Raw genomic sequence first — 16118 nt, forward strand, 5'->3', positions numbered from 1 at the left:
GCTTTCAGGCCCCCGGGCGGCGCGGGCCCCGGGCGAGGGTGTGGCCGGCCACGCCGGCGAGCGCGGCGAGCACTCCGCCGGCCGCGGTCCAGGCCCAGCGGTCCGACCACCAGCCGCCGTACCAGCCGCCGTCCGGTTCCGCCAGTGCGGCCGGCTGCGACGGGGCACGCCCGTCCCCGGCCGCGTCCTCCGCCTCGTCCCCGTCGGCCGCCTCGTCCGCGTCCTCCGCCTCGTCGGCGTCCGGTGCGGAGGCCCCCGTGCCCGAGGGGTCTACGATGCCGCCGGCCCGGGTGACGGGCAGCAGCGGGGCGGTGAGCTCCCCGCCGTGCGCCTGGGCCCCGCCCGCGTCCCGCGCGGTGGCCTCCACCTCGGCGCCCACGGGCAGCCCGAGGTCGCGCTCGGGCAGGTCCACCGCGGTCAGCCGCAGGTAGTAGGCGCCCGGCAGGGGGTCGTTGGACCACGCCTCGGACCACGGCCGCACGGTGCGCAGCGTGCAGCTGAGCGTCACCGACTCCGCGTCGGCGGACGCCCGCTTCGTGGAATCCCCGGAAGCGCAGGCCTGACGGCGGCGCAGGCCGTCGAAGAGGTCGAGCTGCCAGGTGGAGGAGCCGTGCCGGGAGGCCGCCGGGGGCAGGGTGACCGTCGCCCGCACGGTGGGCCTCTGCCCCGCCCCGGCGGGGAAGGTCCAGTAGAGGTAGTCGCCGAGGGAGGCCGCTGCCGTGGCCCTCTGCTCCTGCCGGATCGCGGTGGCGGTGCGGAAGGTGGTGCCCGCCTCGGTGGGCGCGGCCTCCTCCTCCGCGCCCGCCGAGGGGCCGGGGCTTCCGTCCGCCGCGGCGGGGGACGCGCCCAGCAGGACCGTCCCGGCCAGTGCGGCGGCGGCCAGCCCGGCGGCCGCCGCAGCGCGTGCGGCGCGTGCGGCGCTCGCGGTGTGTGCGGTACGCATCAGTTGGTCCTCCGGACGGTGATCCGCCAGCGGGACACCCAGCCCCACAGCAGGCCGGCGAGCAGGCCGACGAGGGTGAGCACGCCGAGCAGCACCCAGCCGCGGCCGAGGCCGAAGGCCGCGGTGTCGTACGCCCGGTCGGGCGACTTCACGACGTCGACGGACAGTTCGACGGGCATGCCGGGGGTGCGCTTGACGGAGGCGGGCGCGGAGAAGGAGTTGGAGACCTCCAGGCAGACGGCCGTCGTGGCGGGCTTGAGCTCCTCGTCGTCGAGGTCGACGTCGTCGCGTGCGGCCAGGGGGTACCGCAGGCCGGCCGAGACCGCGTCGGTGCGTCCGCCGCCGGCGTCGGTGCCGCGCACCAGTTCCCGGCCCCGGGCGTCCACGGCCCGCAGCAGCACGCCGTAGTCGCGGTTCACCGCGCGGTCCGCGGCCACGCTCACCGAGGCCCGCACCTCCTGGCCGGGCAGGAGCTCCAGCCGGTACCAGCGGTGCTGCCCGAACTCCTGGCGGTCGGTGTAGACGCCGGGGGTCAGCACGGGGGCGGCCGCGCACCTGTCCGCGCCCTCGACCGCCGCCGGCTCCTCCGGCGGGGCGTCGGCGGCGCGCCGCACCAGCTGCTTGATGCGGGAGGCGAGCTGGTCGGTGTTCTGCACGGCCGTGTAGGTGCCGCCGGTGGCCTCGGCGATGCAGCTGAGCTGCTCGCGCACCTTGGCGTCCAGGGTCAGGCCGAGGGTGTCGACGACCAGGTGGGTCCCCTTGGCGGCGAGCTCGCGGGCGACGTCGCACGGGTCGGGCAGCCCGCAGGAGTCCTCGCCGTCGGTGATGAGCACGATCCTGCGCGTGCCCTCGCCCGTGCCGAGGTCGGCGTCCGCGCCACGCAGTGCGTAGCCGATGGGGGTCCAGCCGGTGGGGGCCAGGGTGGCGACGGCGGTCTTGGCCTCGGTGCGGTCCACCGGGCCGACGGGGTAGAGCTGCTCGCTGTCGCGGCAGCCGGTCCTCTTGTCCTCGCCGGGGTAGGTGGCCCCCAGGGTGCGTATGCCGAGGTGGACCTCCTCCGGCACCGCGTCGATGACCTCGTTGAAGGCCTTCTTGGCCGCGGCCATGCGGGATCCGCCGTCGATGTCGCGGGCCCGCATCGAGCCGCTGACGTCCAGGACGAGCTCGACCCTGGGCGGGGCCTGCTCCGGTCCGTCGGCCGCGCTCGCCGGGGGCGCTGATGTGGAGAGACAGGCGAGCAGGACGCACAGGCCCGCCGCCAACCGTCTGGTGGTAGTCACGCGCGGATCCTACGGAGGGTCACACGGCATCCCCAAAAGGCAGTTCGACTCCGGACGCGGCCGCCCGGCCGGTCGCGGCGGGGCGGCCGGCGGGGGCCGGCGCGGGGCGGGCGCGGGGCGGGTCAGAGCGGTGACGGCCACCGGGAGGGCGGCAGCAGCGTCCGGGCCCGCAGCACCAGGCCGAGTTCGAAGCGGGCGTCGGGGTCGCGCAGGTCCGCGCCGAAGAGCTCCTCGATCTGCCGCAGCCGGTAGCGCACGGTCTGCGGGTGCACGTTGATCGCCCGGGCCACTTCGGGAGCGCTCCCGCCGCACTGCAGCCAGGCCAGCAGGGTTTCGGCCAGTCGCTCCCGCTGCTTGGGCCGCACCTGCTCCAGCGGTGCCAGGCGCCGCCCGGCGAGCAGGTCCAGCAGCCGTTCGTCCTCCAGCAGGACCAGGGAGGCGAGGTGGTCGGTGCACCGTGCGACGCGGCGGTGCTCATCCAGTCCCCGGCCGATCAGTTCCATCAGGCGGCGGGCGGTGTGCAGGGAGGCCGCGGCGTCGGCGGGTTCCACGCGGGGGCCGAGTGCGGCCCGGGCTCCGCGCAGGTCCCGCTCCAGCAGGTCCACGTGCTCGGGGGCGGGGTCGGGCAGCAGGACGACGGGGTCGGCCCGGTCGAAGTCGGCGAGCACCACGGTTCCGGGCAGCCGGGGGAAGTGCGGCCTCTCCCCCGGTGGCTGCTCGCGGCGCAGGACGAGGGCCGCGACGGTGCGCGGCAGGGGCCAGCGGGCGGCCCGGGCGGCCTCGCTCAGCTCCTCGGGCTCCGGGGGCCGCTCGGACAGCAGCGCCTCCAGCAGGCGCTGGCGGCGGCGGTGCAGTTCGCCGGCGGTGTCGGCCTGCGCCTGCGCGTAGCCCTCGACCGCGTGCGAGGCGAGTTCGTCGATGTAGGCGAAGACCGCCTCGGCCAGGCCGTACATCCGCGCCGGGGCGATCTCGGCCTCCTGGCCGACCTTGACCCAGCGGCGCCAGGCGAGCCTGGCTCCGATCCGGTAGGCGGCCTGGAGCGCGTCCAGGCTGCGCCCCTCGCGCATCTCGATGCGGCCCAGCGAGCGGCTGAGTTCGGCGATCTCCTCGCGTTCCCCGGCCGGCGGCGGGTCGGAGACGCGGGTGACGAACCCGGCGAGGGAGCGCTCCACGCCCACCCGGATGGTCCGGGCGAACGGCCCCTCCAGGGGCTGGGCGAACTCCGGGACCTGACGGCGGATCTCCCGGATGGTCTCCTGCGCCAGGTCGCCCAGTTCCGAGCGCATCCGCTCGACGATCTCGTGCGGTAACAGCCGCCGGCCGTGCTCGGACACCCCCGACACCGGTTCCACTCCTCTCGGTAGCGGTACCGCGCACCGCGCGGCCCGTGCGGACGGGGAGGCCCGTTCCGCGCGGCGCCCCCGTCCGCGCGCCGTCGTCCACTGGAGCAATGCACGGTAGGGCACGCCACCGCGGCGCCGTAAGCCTCGTGCGGCGCCGTGGCCGAAACCCTGCTGCCGCGAACGCCAGGGACGCCGGGGGACGGCGGGGGACGGCGGAACGCCCGGGGCGGCGGCCCCGGGCGCCCGGTCGGGCACGGCGGCGGGCTCCCGCGGGGGCCCGCCGCCGCACGGTCACGCGCCGACGGTGATGCCGGGCACGTCGTAGGTGGCGTTGAACGTGGAGGTGGTGGCGCTGGTCGGGCAGCCGAAGCCGCCGACCACGGTCACCGGCACGCTCTCATTGACGAACGCCAGCTTCGAGGGCGAGCCGTTGGTCCAGTCGCCCTCCACCGAGACCGGGCCGGACGGCGCGGAGGTGACCGTGCAGGTCGCCAGGCCGCTGGTCTGGACGACGACGCCGCCGGCCGGCATGCCCAGGGTGCCGGTGCTGGGCGCGCCGTTCTGCATGGACACCGTCCAGCTGCCGTAGGTGGTCACGGTCGCGCTGACGCCGGGCATGCTGGTGGTGCAGTTGCTGTAGGTCGGGCGCGCGGACAGCGGGTTGGTGACCGGCCCGGTGGCGTTGTGGTTGCCGGGGGCCGCGGGAACGGTGCCGCCCGCGGTGGAGGCGCTGCAGGTGACCGTCACGGTGCCGGCCTTGAACGTCGCCTTCCCGTTCAGCGTCGCGGTGTAGGACGCGCCGGCCGGGCTGACGGTGGTCGAGCCGGCGGTCACGGCCTCGGGGGCTGCGCCCGCCGCACCCGCGGTACCCATGACGAGGCAGGCGGCGCCCGCCGCGGCGGCCGCGCCGCGCAGGACGCGGCGCCCGGTTCCGGTGGTCGGGGAGGTTTCCACGCGCTTCGAGGATCGGTTCACGAACTGACTCCTTCGGTGGGGAACTCGACCTCGGCCGGGCGGCGGCCCGGCCGGCTTGGGGGGTGGGCGCGGCGGCGCACTTCTCCTTGCGCCGCCGCGCCGGACGGCCCTCTCACGCCGCGGCCCGGGGCTGGGGGGCTCCCGGGCCCGGGGGTTCAGGCGGTGAGCGGTTCGCCGTCGTGGTGCGTCCCGGCGGGAGGTGCGCCGTCCGGCGCCTCCTCGTCCGCGGGGCGGGTGCGGGGCTGCCAGGCGAAGCAGATGCTGCCGCCGACGACGCCCATGATCGTGCCGATGAAGAAACCGCCGAGGTTGGACAGCACCAGGGCCGCCATGGCCAGCAGGACGGTCACCACGCCGGCGAGGGAGCGGTGCTCCGGCGAGAACCACACGGACAGCCCCATCACCACCATGAACACGCCCATGAGCACCGACGGGATGCCCGCCACGCCCTGGTGCAGCATCACCTCGAGCGGGGCGAGGGGGATCGCGCAGATCTCCGCGCCCGCCACGACGGTCAGGAGCCCGCCCCAGAAGGGCCGTGCCCTGCGCCACGTCCGCCAGCGGGCCCGCAGCCCGGGCGCGCGCTCCCCGTCACCGTCCGCCCGGGTGCGTCCTCCGGCCCTGGTCGTCCTGGTCACTGCGGCCTCCTCAGAAGCACTCGTGCTTGCCCTTGAGGACCTTCATGTTCAGCCCGGACAGCTTGAAGGTCCCGGCGTTGGTGGCCCAGGCGACCTGCTTGAGGTTCTTGATCGACATGCGGTCGGCCTGCTGGGAGAACATGTCCTGCATGCCCTGCGCGTCCTTCGGCCCCTTGTCCAGGGTCGAGGCGTCCCGGCCGATCTCGATGTTCTCGAACGAGGCGTCGCCGGAGAGCTGGGTCGCGTCGACGAACAGCTCGTTGGCCTGGACCGGGGTTCCCTTGTTGCCGGCGGACAGCTTCAGCGAGATGTCCCCGACGACCGGCAGTGTGGTGAGCACCGACTGGCAGAGGTTGTTCATCTCCGCCTTCTTGATGCCGGTGACGGCGACGGGCAGCAGGTCGCCGCGCGCGTTGGTGTCGATGCTGCCGTACTGCGCGAACCCCTCACCCGTGAGGCTGTCCGCGGAGACCTTGAACTGCTGGCCGGACACGGCGAAGGAGGCGGCGAGCGCCCCGTTGGCCATGGCGACGGCGAGCACCGCGGTCCCGGCCACGGCCGGCACGGACAGTGCGGCGAACCGCTTCCATCTGATCGCCCCGGTGACCGGTCTGCCCTGTGCGTCCTTCATGCGGAATCCCCTTGTTCTCAGTGGAACGGCGGTCCGCGGAAAGCCCTCCCGCGCCCCGCCGTGACGTGCCCTCGTCACGTATGGGCGATGGTGGGGCGTGTTACATCAGCTTTGCAAGAGATTCACACGGAGAATTGCCGCAGGTCCCGCAGTAACCGCCGAATACGCACCCGGGAAAGGAACCCGCCGGCGCTCTTGTCATCCGGATGACAAAAAATCCTTGTCATGCGGAACACATCCCTTTCCCTTTCTCCGCTCACTCCGGTGACAACCCGGCGGGAAAAGGGCCGGAATTCGCCGGGCGCGGAACGCACGCCCGTCCGCCGGCTGCCGTAGGTTGGCCGCCGTGGACCTCTCCGACCGGCCGGACTCCCCCGGCGCCGCACCCCGGCTGCGCCGGGCCCGCCTCGCCGTGGTGCTGCTCTTCCTGGCCAACGCCCTCGTCTACGCCAACCTCGTCCCCCGGTTCCCGGAGATCCGCGACTCCATGGGCCTGTCCAACACGGCCATGGGCGCGGCGATCGCCGCCGCACCGGCCGGGGCCCTGCTGGTCGGGCTGTCCGCCGGCGCCCTGGGGGCGCTGGTCGGCAGCGGGCGGCTCGCCGTCCTGTGCGGGTTCGGGTTCGCCGTCGTCGTCCCCCTGCTGGGGCTGGCCGACCGGTGGTGGACGCTGGCGGGCCTGCTCTTCCTGACGGGGGCCCTCGACGCGGTCATGGACTCGGCCATGAACACCCACGGGCTGCGGGTGCAGCGGGGCTACGGACGGTCGATCCTCAGCGGCTTCCACGGCGTGTGGTCCGTGGGCGCGGTGGCCGGCGGGCTGGCCGGCACCGCGGCGGCCGGCCTCGGCGTCCCGCTGCCGGCGCAGACGGCCGCGGCCGGCGTCGTGCTGGCGCTGCTGGCCGCGGCGGCGCGGCCCCTGCTTCTGCCCGGGTCCGACGACGCCGACCACGGGCCCGCGCCCGCGGCGGCCGGCGCGGACACCGGCGACGGCGCGGACACCGGCACCGGCGGGCGCGCGGGCTCGGGGCTGCGGACGGCACTGCCCGTGCTGCTCCTGCTCGGGCTGGTCCTGGTGATGGCCTCCGTCGTCGAGGACACCCCCGCCTCATGGGGCGCGGCGCTCCTGCGGGACGACTACGCGGCCCCTGCCGCCGCGGCCGGCCTGGCCTACGTCGCCTTCCAGTGCGCCATGACGGTGGGGCGGTTCACCGGGGACCGGGTCACCGACCGGTACGGCCCGGTGGCCGTGGCGCGGGTCGGCGGACTGCTCGTCGCCGTGCCCGTCGGGCTGGCCCTGCTCTCCGGCTCCGGCGCCGCGGTCGTCGCCGCCTTCGCCCTGGCGGGGCTGGGCGCGGCCACCCTCTTCCCCGCCGCCCTGCACGCGGCGGGCAGCATCCCCGGGGTGGGCAGCGGGCACGGCGTCGCGGTGGTGAGCTGGCTGGCCCGGGTCGGCTTCCTGGCCGCCCCGCCGCTGGTGGGCCTGGTCGGCGACCGGGTCGGGCTGCGGGCCGGCGTCTCGGTCGTGGTCGTCGCGGGCGTCCTCGTGGTGCTCCTCGCCCGCGTCCTGTCCCCCGCCCCCGTACGGCCGGGTGCCGGCGCCCCGTCCGCCTGAGGTACGCCGCCTCCTGCCACCGGACGGCCGGGCGGGCCGCGGGACCGGGCGGGCCGGGGACCGTGCGGGGTTCCGGACGACGCGGCGGCCGGGGAACCGGCGGTCGTGCCGGTTCCCCGGCCGGGGAGGAGGAGCGGGGCCGCGGAGGGGTTGCGGAGGGGGTCAGGGGAGCGCGGAGCGGATCCACACCTCCACCAGGACGCACAGCACGAGCATGCCCAGGACCGTCGCCGCGGTGGCGCACAGCAGGCGCCGCCGCAGTTCCTCGTAGCGCTCGGTGTACTCCTGGCGCAGTTCGCGGCACCGGTCCGCCACGGCGCGGATGGCGGTCCGGGAGACGGCCATACGCCGTTCCGCGTACAGGGCGACGACCTCCTCGCGCCGGGCGCCGGTCAGCCACGGCATGAGACGGGCGAACTCCTCGGCCTCCCTGACCGCGTTGGTGTTCTCGGCCTGCAGCAGGAGGTACCCCTCCAGCTGGTTGATGCCCCGGGCGGCCGTCTCGTGCTCGCTCACGGCAGCCGCCTCAACCGCGGTCGTCTTCGTGGAGCGGGGACGCCACGCCCCTGCCCGGTTCGACGACGTCGCGGCGCCCGGCGTTCTCCAGCTCGTCCCGCAGGGAGATGTCGGGGTGGTGCAGGTCGAACGCCGGGGACTCGGAGCGGATCCGCGGCAGGGTGACGAAGTTGTGCCGCGGCGGCGGGCAGGAGGTGGCCCACTCCAGCGAGCGCCCGTAGCCCCAGGGGTCGTCGACCTCGATCTTCGGCGCGTACTTGGCGGTCTTCCACACGTTGTAGAAGAACGGCAGCATCGACAGGCCCAGCAGGAAGGCGCCGATGCTGGAGATGGTGTTGAGCAGGGTGAAGCCGTCCGCGGCCAGGTAGTCGGCGTAGCGGCGCGGCATGCCCTCGACGCCCAGCCAGTGCTGGACGAGGAAGGTGGTGTGGAAGCCGACGAACAGCGTCCAGAAGGTGATCTTGCCCAGGCGCTCGTCGAGCATCTTGCCGGTGAACTTCGGCCACCAGAAGTGGAAGCCGGAGAACATCGCGAAGACGACAGTGCCGAAGATCACGTAGTGGAAGTGGGCGACCACGAAATACGTGTCGTGGACGTGGAAGTCCAGGGGCGGGGAGGCGAGCAGCACGCCGGTCAGGCCGCCGAAGAGGAACGTGGCCATGAAGCCGACCGCCCACAGCATCGGGGTCTCGAAGCTGAGCGACCCCTTCCACATCGTGCCGATCCAGTTGAAGAACTTCACTCCCGTCGGCACCGCGATCAGGAACGACAGGAAGGAGAAGAACGGCAGCAGCACCGCACCGGTGGCGAACATGTGGTGCGCCCACACCGACATCGACAGGCCCGTGATGGCCAGGGTGGCGCCGACCAGCCCGAGGTAGCCGAAGATCGGCTTGCGGGAGAAGACGGGCACGACCTCGGTGATGATGCCGAAGAACGGCAGCGCGATGATGTAGACCTCCGGATGGCCGAAGAACCAGAACAGGTGCTGCCACAGGATGGGCCCGCCGTTGGCCGCGTCGTAGATGTGGCCGCCGAACTTGCGGTCGTACTCGAGGGCGAACAGGGCGGCTGCGAAGACGGGGAAGACCAGCAGGACGAGCACGCTGGTCAGCAGGGTGTTCCAGGTGAAGATCGGCATCCGGAACATGGTCATTCCCGGGGCCCGCATGCAGATGATCGTCGCGATGAAGTTGACCGAGCCGAGGATGGTGCCGAAGCCGGACATGCCGAGGCCCATGATCCACAGGTCGGCGCCCAGGGTCGGGGTGTGGACCTGGCCGGACAGCGGGGTGTAGCTGGTCCAGCCGAAGTCCGGCGGGCCCTGCGGGGTGAGGAAGCTGCCCGCCACGATGAGCGAGCCGAACAGGAACAGCCAGTAGGAGAACATGTTCAGCCGCGGGAACGCCACGTCCGGGGCGCCGATCTGCAGCGGCACGATGCTGTTGGCGAAGCCGACGAACAGGGGGTGGCGAACATCAGCAGCATGATGCCGCCGTGCGTGGTGAACGCCTGGTTGTACTGCTCGTTCGACAGGATCTGCGTGCCCGGGCGGGCCAGCTCCGCCCGCACCAGCAGCGCCAGCACACCCCCGACGCAGAAGAACACGAACGAGGTGACCAGGTACATCGCCCCGATCTTCTTGTGGTCGGTGGTGGTGATCCAGTTCACCACCGCCTTCCCCCGGGCCGGGGCTCTGCGCCGGCGTTCGCGCTCGGACGCCTCCGCCCGGCCGAGTTGAACCGCCATGATCCTCGTCCTCCTGTAGCACCGAATTGTCACGGACAGTGATGACCCGTCGGGTTTCCACCCGCGGCTCCTGCCACCCGCTCGGGGGAACGGAGCCGTCGGAGGGTGAAATGCGGCTTCTGCGAAGTCAAGCACCGGTCGCGGGGAGCCGCACCCCGGACCGGCGGCCGCACGGCCCGCGCCGGGCGGTGCGCGCCGGGTGACCCGGGGTCACGGGCGGCGCGGGGTCACGGCCTGCCCGGGGTCACGGGCGGCGCCAGGAGTCGTCGGCCAGGTGGGGCCCCGCCTGCGGCCCCATGCGCAGCATTCCGCCGTCGACCGCCCAGGAGGCCCCGGTGACGTAGGAGCTCTCCGGGCCGGCGAGGAACGCCACGACGGAGGCGACCTCGCGGGCGTCCCCGGGACGGCCGACCGGGATCCCGGGACGGCGCTCGGTGCGCACGTCGACGTCCTCCTGCCCGGTCATCGGCGTGGCGATCTCCCCGGGGGCCACCGCGTTGACGGTGATGCCGTGCTCGGCCAGTTCCAGGGCCATCACCTGGGTGAGCAGGCCGAGGCCGCCCTTGGCCGCGCAGTAGGGGGCGGCCCCCACCCGGGGCTGGTGCTCGTGGACGCTGGTGATGTTGACGATCCGCCCGCCGTTCCCGCGGGCGATCATCACCCGGGCCGCGCGCTGGCTGCACAGGAAGGGGCCGACCAGGTCCGTGTCCACCACCTCGCGCACGGTGGCGTGGTCGATGTCGAGGAAGGGCGTGGCGGTGCCGGTGCCCGCGCAGTTGACCAGCACGTCCAGGCCGCCGAGGTCGTCGGCCAGGGCGTCGATCACGTCGGCCGCGCCCGGGAGTTCAGTGAGGTCGAGGCGCCGCACGGCGGCCTTGCGCCCGTGGCCGCGGACCTCCTCGGCCGTCGCCTCGGCACCTTCCCGATCGCGGAGGTAGGTGATGCCGACGTCCATGCCGTCGGCGGCCGGCCGTACCGCGGTGGCCCGTCCGATGCCGGAGTCGGCCCCGGTCACGACGGCGCGGCGCGGCCGGAAGTCCTGCACGGGTGCTGCCTGCTGTGCGGTCTGCTCGTGTGCCACCGGCTCTGTCTCCTCGGTGTCGGTGCGGTTCGTGCGGCTCGTGGGGTTTCTGCGGTTCCTGTGGTCCCTACGGTTCATGGGGGTAATGGGGTCCGTGCGGGCACCGCGGGGGCCGGTCCCGGTCCCGCTCCGGGGCGGGGCGCTGGCGGGCCCGGGTCAGGGGCCGCTCCGCAGGACCGCCCGGGTCTCGGCGTCCACCTGCCCGGTCTCCCCGGTGGGGACCACCACCACCGGTACCGGGGAGCCGGGGGCTCCGACGTGCGTCGCGGGGCCCGCCAGGTCGGCCGCCCCGGGAACGGTGAGCCCCTCGCGCAGCCCGAGCAGGCCGAGCCCGGCGCACACCTCCTCCCGCACCTCCGGCTGGTCCTCGCCGATCTCGCCGGTGAAGACCAGGGCGTCCAGCCGTTCCAGGGACGCGGCCACGCCGGCCACGGCCCGCCGGCAGCTGTGGGTGAAGACGTCCAGCGCCGCCGCGGCACGCCCGTCGCCGCGTGCACGGGCGTACACCAGGTCGCGGGTGTCGTCGGAGGTGCCGGACAGGCCGAGGAGCCCGGAGCGGTGGTTGAGCGCGTCCTCGACCTCCTGCGGGGACAGGCCGTACCGGGTCTGCAGCCAGGTGATCGCGCCGGGGTCGACGCTGCCGCTGCGGCGGCTCATCGCCATGCCCTCCAGCGGGGTGAAACCCATGGTGGTGTCGACGCTTCGCCCCTCCCGGACCGCGGTGGCCGAGCAGCCCCCGCCCAGGTGCACCAGGACCACCTGCAGCTCCCGCGCGGAGCGGCCCAGCAGTTCGGCGGTGCGGTCCAGCGCCCAGGCGCAGGACAGCCCGTGGAACCCGTAGCGGCGGATGCCGTACTCCTCGCGCCAGTGCGCCGGGACCGCGTACTCGCGCGCGGCCAGGGGCAGGCCGTTGTGGAAGACCGTGTCGAAGCAGGCCACGTGCGGCACGTCGGGCAGTTCCCCGCGGGCGGCGTCCAGCGCGGCCAGGGCCGGAGGCACGTGCAGCGGGGCGAGGGCGGCCGCCTCCTCGAGTTCGCGGCGGACCGCGTCGTCGACCCGGGTGTGGGCCCTCAGGCGCGGGCCGGAGTGGACGACGCGGTGCCCCGCAGCGCCGGGCCGCGGGGCGTCTGCCAGGAGGGCGCGCAGCTCGTCCGCGGTGCCCGGGCCGGGCGCCCGGTCGCTGTCGCGCCGGGCGGCGACCGTCCCGTCGGGGGCCAGGACGGCCAGGTGCAGGCTGGACGATCCCGCGTCCACCACCAGGACGTGTCCCTCGGCGGGGGCGGGACGGCTCACGGGAGGGTCCTCTCGGCCGGCGGGCGGACGGCACGGGGCGCGGGTGCGCGCCACGGAGAGCGCGTAGCCGCCGTGCGCGATCTCAAACCGGACGGTGCTCCGGCAGGGGTACGGGGATGTTCCCGGCCGGACCGGGAAGGCGCCGCTGCGACGTGACCGCCGACAACGCGAGGAAGTGGTCCGGATGACCGAGTACGAGCGCTCCCGCACCCTGCCGGCCCTGCCGGAACTGGTCTTCGACCAGGTCGCCGACCCCGGGCTGGCCGACCGGTGGCTGCCGCACGAGCTGCACCTGCGGCCGGAGAGCCCGCCCGCCGTCACCGTCCACGAGGACGACGACCGCGGCGGGCACGACGTGGCGGCCCTGTTCCGGGCCGAGCCGGACCAGATGCGGGTGGAGTGGGGGACCCGTGCGGACGGCCACTACGCGGGCTGGCTCCAGGTGGCCGGCCTCGGCAGCGGCGCGAGCGAGGTGACCGTGCACCTGTCCTTCTTCGACGAGGAGCACGCGCCCGACCGCGAGGCCGTCTCCAGGGCCCTGGACGAGAGCCTGGACCGGCTGGGCGAGCAGGTCGGCATGCGCACCCAGGACACCGGCTGAGCCGGGACGGGGCGGAGGCCCGGGCCGGATCCGGAACCCCGGGGCGGGGCCGCCCCTTCCTCCCCCTCTCCCCCTCTCTCCGCCCCTTCCCTCTGACCCGGGCCCGGGCCCGGGCCCCGGAGGCCACCGCCCGTGTTCTTCTTCCTCTCCAACCGCACGGGCTGCCTCGGTTCGCTGCTGATCGGCCCGGTCGGCACCGCGGTGCTGTTCCTCCTGCTGGTACGGCTGCCGAGGCCGCCGAGCGACCGCCGCCGAGTGACCGCGGCCGGTGATCCCGGTCACTCCTCCCGCCGCTGAACAGGGCCGCAGGGCCGCCCGCCGTCCTGCGGGTTTTGGCGCCGCGTGTCCGCATACGTAGAGTTCCGCCGACACCTCCACGGGCACCACACGGTAGAGAGCGGCAGCGAGCATGGCGGCGAGCACGAACGAGCAGGACGCGGCGGCGCTGCCGCAGGAGCACCCGGGCATCGATCCCGCACGTCTGGAGATGTTCCTGAGCGTGCTCGCCGAGCTCGACGACCTCCCCCTGGACCACCCCGACGCCGTGGAGGTGCGCAGGGCCACCTCCGGCCTGTACCGGACGGTCAAGCAGCGCCGCCGCCAGGAGCGGCGGGCGGCCAAGACCGCCCACGACCGGGCCGTCACCGAGGCCACCGCGACCGGCGCCCCGGACCGGATCGACGACGAGACCCGGGGCGTGCCCCTGGCCGCGACCGCGTCCACGCAGATCGTCGGCGTCCTCAGGCGGCCCAGGTCCTGCTACATCTGCAAGGGCCGGTACACCGAGGTGGACGCCTTCTACCACCAGCTGTGCCCGCCCTGCGCCGCGGAGAACCGCAGCCGCCGCGACGCCCGCACCGACCTGACGGGCCGGCGCGCGCTGCTCACCGGCGGCCGGGCGAAGATCGGCATGTACATCGCGCTGCGCCTGCTGCGCGACGGCGCGCACACCACGATCACCACCCGCTTCCCCAACGACGCGATCCGCCGCTTCACCGCGATGCCCGACAGCTCCGAGTGGCTGCACCGGCTGAAGATCGTCGGCATCGACCTGCGCGACCCGGCCCAGGTGATCGCCCTGGCCGACTCGGTCGCCGCCGCGGGCCCGCTGGACATCCTGATCAACAACGCCGCGCAGACCGTCCGCCGCTCCGCCGGTTCCTACCAGGAGCTGATCGCGGCCGAGTCCGCGCCGCTGCCGGCCGGCGAGCTCCCCGAGTCCCTCGTCCTGGGCAGCTTCGGCAGCGGCTCGCAGCCCGCGCTGCCCGGCCCGGCGCGCCCGGAGGGCACCACGCTCACTCCGCAGGACCTCACCTCCCTCGCACTGGCCACCGGCTCCGCCTCGCCCGCCCGGATCGAGGCGGGCACGGCCGTGGACGCGGGCGGGCTGGTGCCCGACCTCGCCCCGGAGAACAGCTGGAGCCAGAAGGTGGACGAGGTCGACCCGGTCGAGCTGCTCGAGGTGCAGCTGTGCAACGTGACCGCGCCGTTCATCCTGGTCAGCCGGCTGCGCCCGGCGATGGCCGCCTCGCCCGCCCGCCGCACCTACGTGGTCAACGTCTCCGCCATGGAGGGGAAGTTCAACCGCGGCTACAAGGGTGCCGGCCACCCGCACACCAACATGGCCAAGGCCGCGCTGAACATGCTGACCCGCACCAGCGCCGAGGACATGTTCACCGACGGCATCCTCATGACCAGCGTCGACACCGGCTGGATCACCGACGAGCGGCCGCACCCGGACAAGATGCGGCTGGCCGAGTCCGGCTTCCACGCCCCGCTGGACCTGGTCGACGGCGCCGCCCGCGTCTACGACCCCGTCGTCCGCGGCGAGCGCGGCGAGGACCTCTACGGCTGCTTCCTCAAGGACTACGCCCCCTGCTCCTGGTGAGGCGCGGGACGGCGGGCGGCCGCCGCCGGTGACGGCCGCCGCCCGCCGTCCGGCGCCCGCTACCGCGGGGGCGCGGCGGGGGTGCGGTCGGCGCCGGGGCCACGGGTCCCGGGCAGGCCGGCCTTCGCCGCGGCGGCGTGCAGGTGACGGAGCGCCAGCAGCAGGACGCCGACGTCGTCGAGGTAGACCGGGTCGGGGACCAGGTCCAGCGGGGAGAGGGTGTAGAGGAGCGCGCCCCAGAACACGAGCCGGTCGGAGGTCGTCATCCCCTTGGCCCGCAGGTCGCGGTAGACCCCGACCAGCTTCACCGCGAAGCGGATCCCCACGGCCAGCACGGCGATCCCCGCCAGTGCCAGCACCACGACCAGTACCGTCTCACCGGTGCTCATGCGCCCTCCCTCTCGCGCCCCGCCCGGAGGATCCGGCGGGGGGCTCGCCACAAGTGTGACGCCCGCCGGGCCCGGCGGGGACGAAGCGCCGCGGAAAGCGGGTAGCCGCCCGCCATGGCACGCATCCTCACCGGCACCTGTTCGTGGACCGATCCCGCTCTCGTGGCCTCCGGCTGGTACCCGCCGGGCACCGCCTCGGACGCGGAGGCGCGGCTGCGGTACTACGCCTCCCGCTTCTCCGTCGTCGAGGTCGACTCCACGTACTACGCGCTCCCCGGCGAGCGCAGCGGCCGGCTGTGGGCCGAGCGCACCCCGGACGGGTTCGTCTTCGACGTCAAGGCGTTCTCCCTGCTCACCGGCCACCCCACCAGGGCGTCGGCCCTCCCTCGCGACCTGCGCCCCGAACCTGCGGGGAACCGTTTCCTGCGCCCGGGGTCGGCGCCGGCGGAGGTGGTGGACGAGCTGTGGAGGCGGTTCGCCGGGGCCCTGGCACCCCTGCGGGAGGCGGGACGGCTGGGGGCGGTGCTGCTGCAGTTCCCGCCCTCGCTCGCGCCGGGGCCGGCGGGCGAGGCGGCCGTGGCCGCGGCCCGGGGGCGGTGCGCCGGGATGCGCGCCGCCGTCGAGTTCCGTCACCCGGGGTGGTTCGCCCCGGACCTGTTCGGGCGCACGCTGGACCTGCTGCGGGGGATCGACGCGGCGTTCGTGGCGGTGGACGTGGCGCAGGGGCTGCCGAGTTCCCTGCCGCCGGTGGCCGCGGCGACCTCGCCGGAGCTGTCGGTGGTGCGCCTGCACGGCCGCAGCCCCCACTGGGGCACCGGCAGCAAGGAGGACCGCTTCCGGCACCGCTACACCGACGGCGAGTTGGCCGAGTGGCTGCCGCGCGTCCGGGCCCTGGCGGACGGCAGCGCCGAGGTGCACGTGCTGTTCAACAACTGCTGCGGGGACGCGGCCGTCGCCGCGGCCGGGGCCGCGCAGCGCCTGCTGTCCGGGGAGGTCCCGAACTCCCCTTGAGGGAAGGGGAGTCGGGGGGAGCCGCGCGGCTTGCGGAATCCCTTCCTTCACTTCACCGTTCCACGTCCTTCACCCGGTGATGATCCGGTCATGACAAAATGTTCGACCGGACAACACCCCGCTCCGCCCGCCGCCCCACCTCCTGCGGCGGGCGACCGCTCCCCG

The 16118-nt window shown here is 74.6% G+C and carries 15 protein-coding genes and 1 pseudogene; 5 read left to right on the forward strand and 11 right to left on the reverse strand.

The annotated features are described in order from the left end of the window. Positions 1-4: 4 nt before the first annotated feature. From GQS52_RS03080 to GQS52_RS03105, 6 genes are all read right to left on the reverse strand, one after another. Positions 5-943, reverse strand: a complete 939-nt coding sequence (locus GQS52_RS03080) for a hypothetical protein (protein WP_182311549.1) — start codon at positions 941-943, stop codon at positions 5-7. Next, the gene (locus GQS52_RS03085) at positions 943-2223 is read right to left on the reverse strand and encodes a VWA domain-containing protein (protein WP_182311550.1); all 1281 of its coding nucleotides are present in this window, start codon (positions 2221-2223) and stop codon (positions 943-945) included. The genes GQS52_RS03080 and GQS52_RS03085 overlap by 1 nt, the downstream gene beginning before the upstream one ends. Before the next feature lie 122 nt (positions 2224-2345). Further along, positions 2346-3566 (reverse strand): helix-turn-helix domain-containing protein, encoded by a 1221-nt coding sequence (locus GQS52_RS03090; RefSeq protein WP_182311551.1) that lies wholly within the window; start codon positions 3564-3566, stop codon positions 2346-2348. A gap of 291 nt (positions 3567-3857) precedes the next feature. Then, positions 3858-4439 (reverse strand): hypothetical protein, encoded by a 582-nt coding sequence (locus tag GQS52_RS03095; RefSeq protein ID WP_259371027.1) that lies wholly within the window; start codon positions 4437-4439, stop codon positions 3858-3860. Positions 4440-4696: 257 nt separating this feature from the next. Beyond that, the gene (locus tag GQS52_RS03100) at positions 4697-5179 is read right to left on the reverse strand and encodes a DUF6114 domain-containing protein (RefSeq protein WP_259370538.1); all 483 of its coding nucleotides are present in this window, start codon (positions 5177-5179) and stop codon (positions 4697-4699) included. Between the two features lie 10 nt (positions 5180-5189). Further along, positions 5190-5810 carry a DUF6230 family protein gene (locus tag GQS52_RS03105; RefSeq protein WP_182311552.1) on the reverse strand — a complete coding sequence of 207 codons (621 nt, stop codon included), beginning with the start codon at positions 5808-5810 and terminating at the stop codon, positions 5190-5192. 346 nt (positions 5811-6156) lie between these two features. Between GQS52_RS03105 and GQS52_RS03110 the strand changes: the two genes are divergently transcribed. Next, on the forward strand, positions 6157-7425 hold the full coding sequence (locus tag GQS52_RS03110) for an MFS transporter (RefSeq protein ID WP_182311553.1): 1269 nt from the start codon (positions 6157-6159) through the stop codon (positions 7423-7425). 162 nt (positions 7426-7587) lie between these two features. On the opposite strand, the gene GQS52_RS03115 is transcribed toward GQS52_RS03110, so the two are convergent. From GQS52_RS03115 to GQS52_RS03130, 4 genes and pseudogenes are all read right to left on the reverse strand, one after another. Further along, on the reverse strand, positions 7588-7941 hold the full coding sequence (locus tag GQS52_RS03115) for a hypothetical protein (RefSeq protein ID WP_182311554.1): 354 nt from the start codon (positions 7939-7941) through the stop codon (positions 7588-7590). 10 nt (positions 7942-7951) lie between these two features. After that, a pseudogene (gene ctaD, locus GQS52_RS03120) lies at positions 7952-9570 on the reverse strand (cytochrome c oxidase subunit I). 364 nt (positions 9571-9934) lie between these two features. Next, on the reverse strand, positions 9935-10771 hold the full coding sequence (locus tag GQS52_RS03125; RefSeq protein ID WP_259370539.1) for an SDR family oxidoreductase: 837 nt from the start codon (positions 10769-10771) through the stop codon (positions 9935-9937). 156 nt (positions 10772-10927) lie between these two features. Further along, positions 10928-12064: an acetate/propionate family kinase gene (locus GQS52_RS03130; protein ID WP_182311556.1), complete on the reverse strand. Its 1137-nt coding sequence runs from the start codon at positions 12062-12064 to the stop codon at positions 10928-10930. A 184-nt stretch (positions 12065-12248) separates the two neighbouring features. Here GQS52_RS03130 and GQS52_RS03135 point away from each other — a divergent pair, with 184 nt between their 5' ends. From GQS52_RS03135 to GQS52_RS03145, 3 genes are all read left to right on the forward strand, one after another. Continuing rightward, positions 12249-12665, forward strand: coding sequence for an SRPBCC family protein (locus tag GQS52_RS03135; RefSeq protein ID WP_182311557.1), 417 nt, complete (start codon positions 12249-12251; stop codon positions 12663-12665). Between the two features lie 132 nt (positions 12666-12797). Next, the gene (locus GQS52_RS03140) at positions 12798-12962 is read left to right on the forward strand and encodes a hypothetical protein (protein WP_182316763.1); all 165 of its coding nucleotides are present in this window, start codon (positions 12798-12800) and stop codon (positions 12960-12962) included. Positions 12963-13074: 112 nt separating this feature from the next. Further along, positions 13075-14553, forward strand: coding sequence for an SDR family oxidoreductase (locus GQS52_RS03145; protein WP_182311558.1), 1479 nt, complete (start codon positions 13075-13077; stop codon positions 14551-14553). 59 nt (positions 14554-14612) lie between these two features. Here the strand turns inward: GQS52_RS03145 and GQS52_RS03150 are convergent, their stop codons facing one another. Beyond that, complete coding sequence (locus GQS52_RS03150) at positions 14613-14942, reverse strand: YkvA family protein (protein ID WP_182311559.1); 330 nt, start codon at positions 14940-14942, stop codon at positions 14613-14615. Between the two features lie 114 nt (positions 14943-15056). On the opposite strand from GQS52_RS03150, the gene GQS52_RS03155 reads away from it, so the two are divergent. Next, complete coding sequence (locus tag GQS52_RS03155) at positions 15057-15953, forward strand: DUF72 domain-containing protein (RefSeq protein WP_182311560.1); 897 nt, start codon at positions 15057-15059, stop codon at positions 15951-15953. Positions 15954-16118: the final 165 nt, after the last annotated feature.

It is taken from the genome of Streptomyces sp. SCUT-3 (assembly GCF_014083985.1).
In the GTDB taxonomy this organism is placed as follows: domain Bacteria; phylum Actinomycetota; class Actinomycetes; order Streptomycetales; family Streptomycetaceae; genus Streptomyces_H; species Streptomyces_H thermolineatus.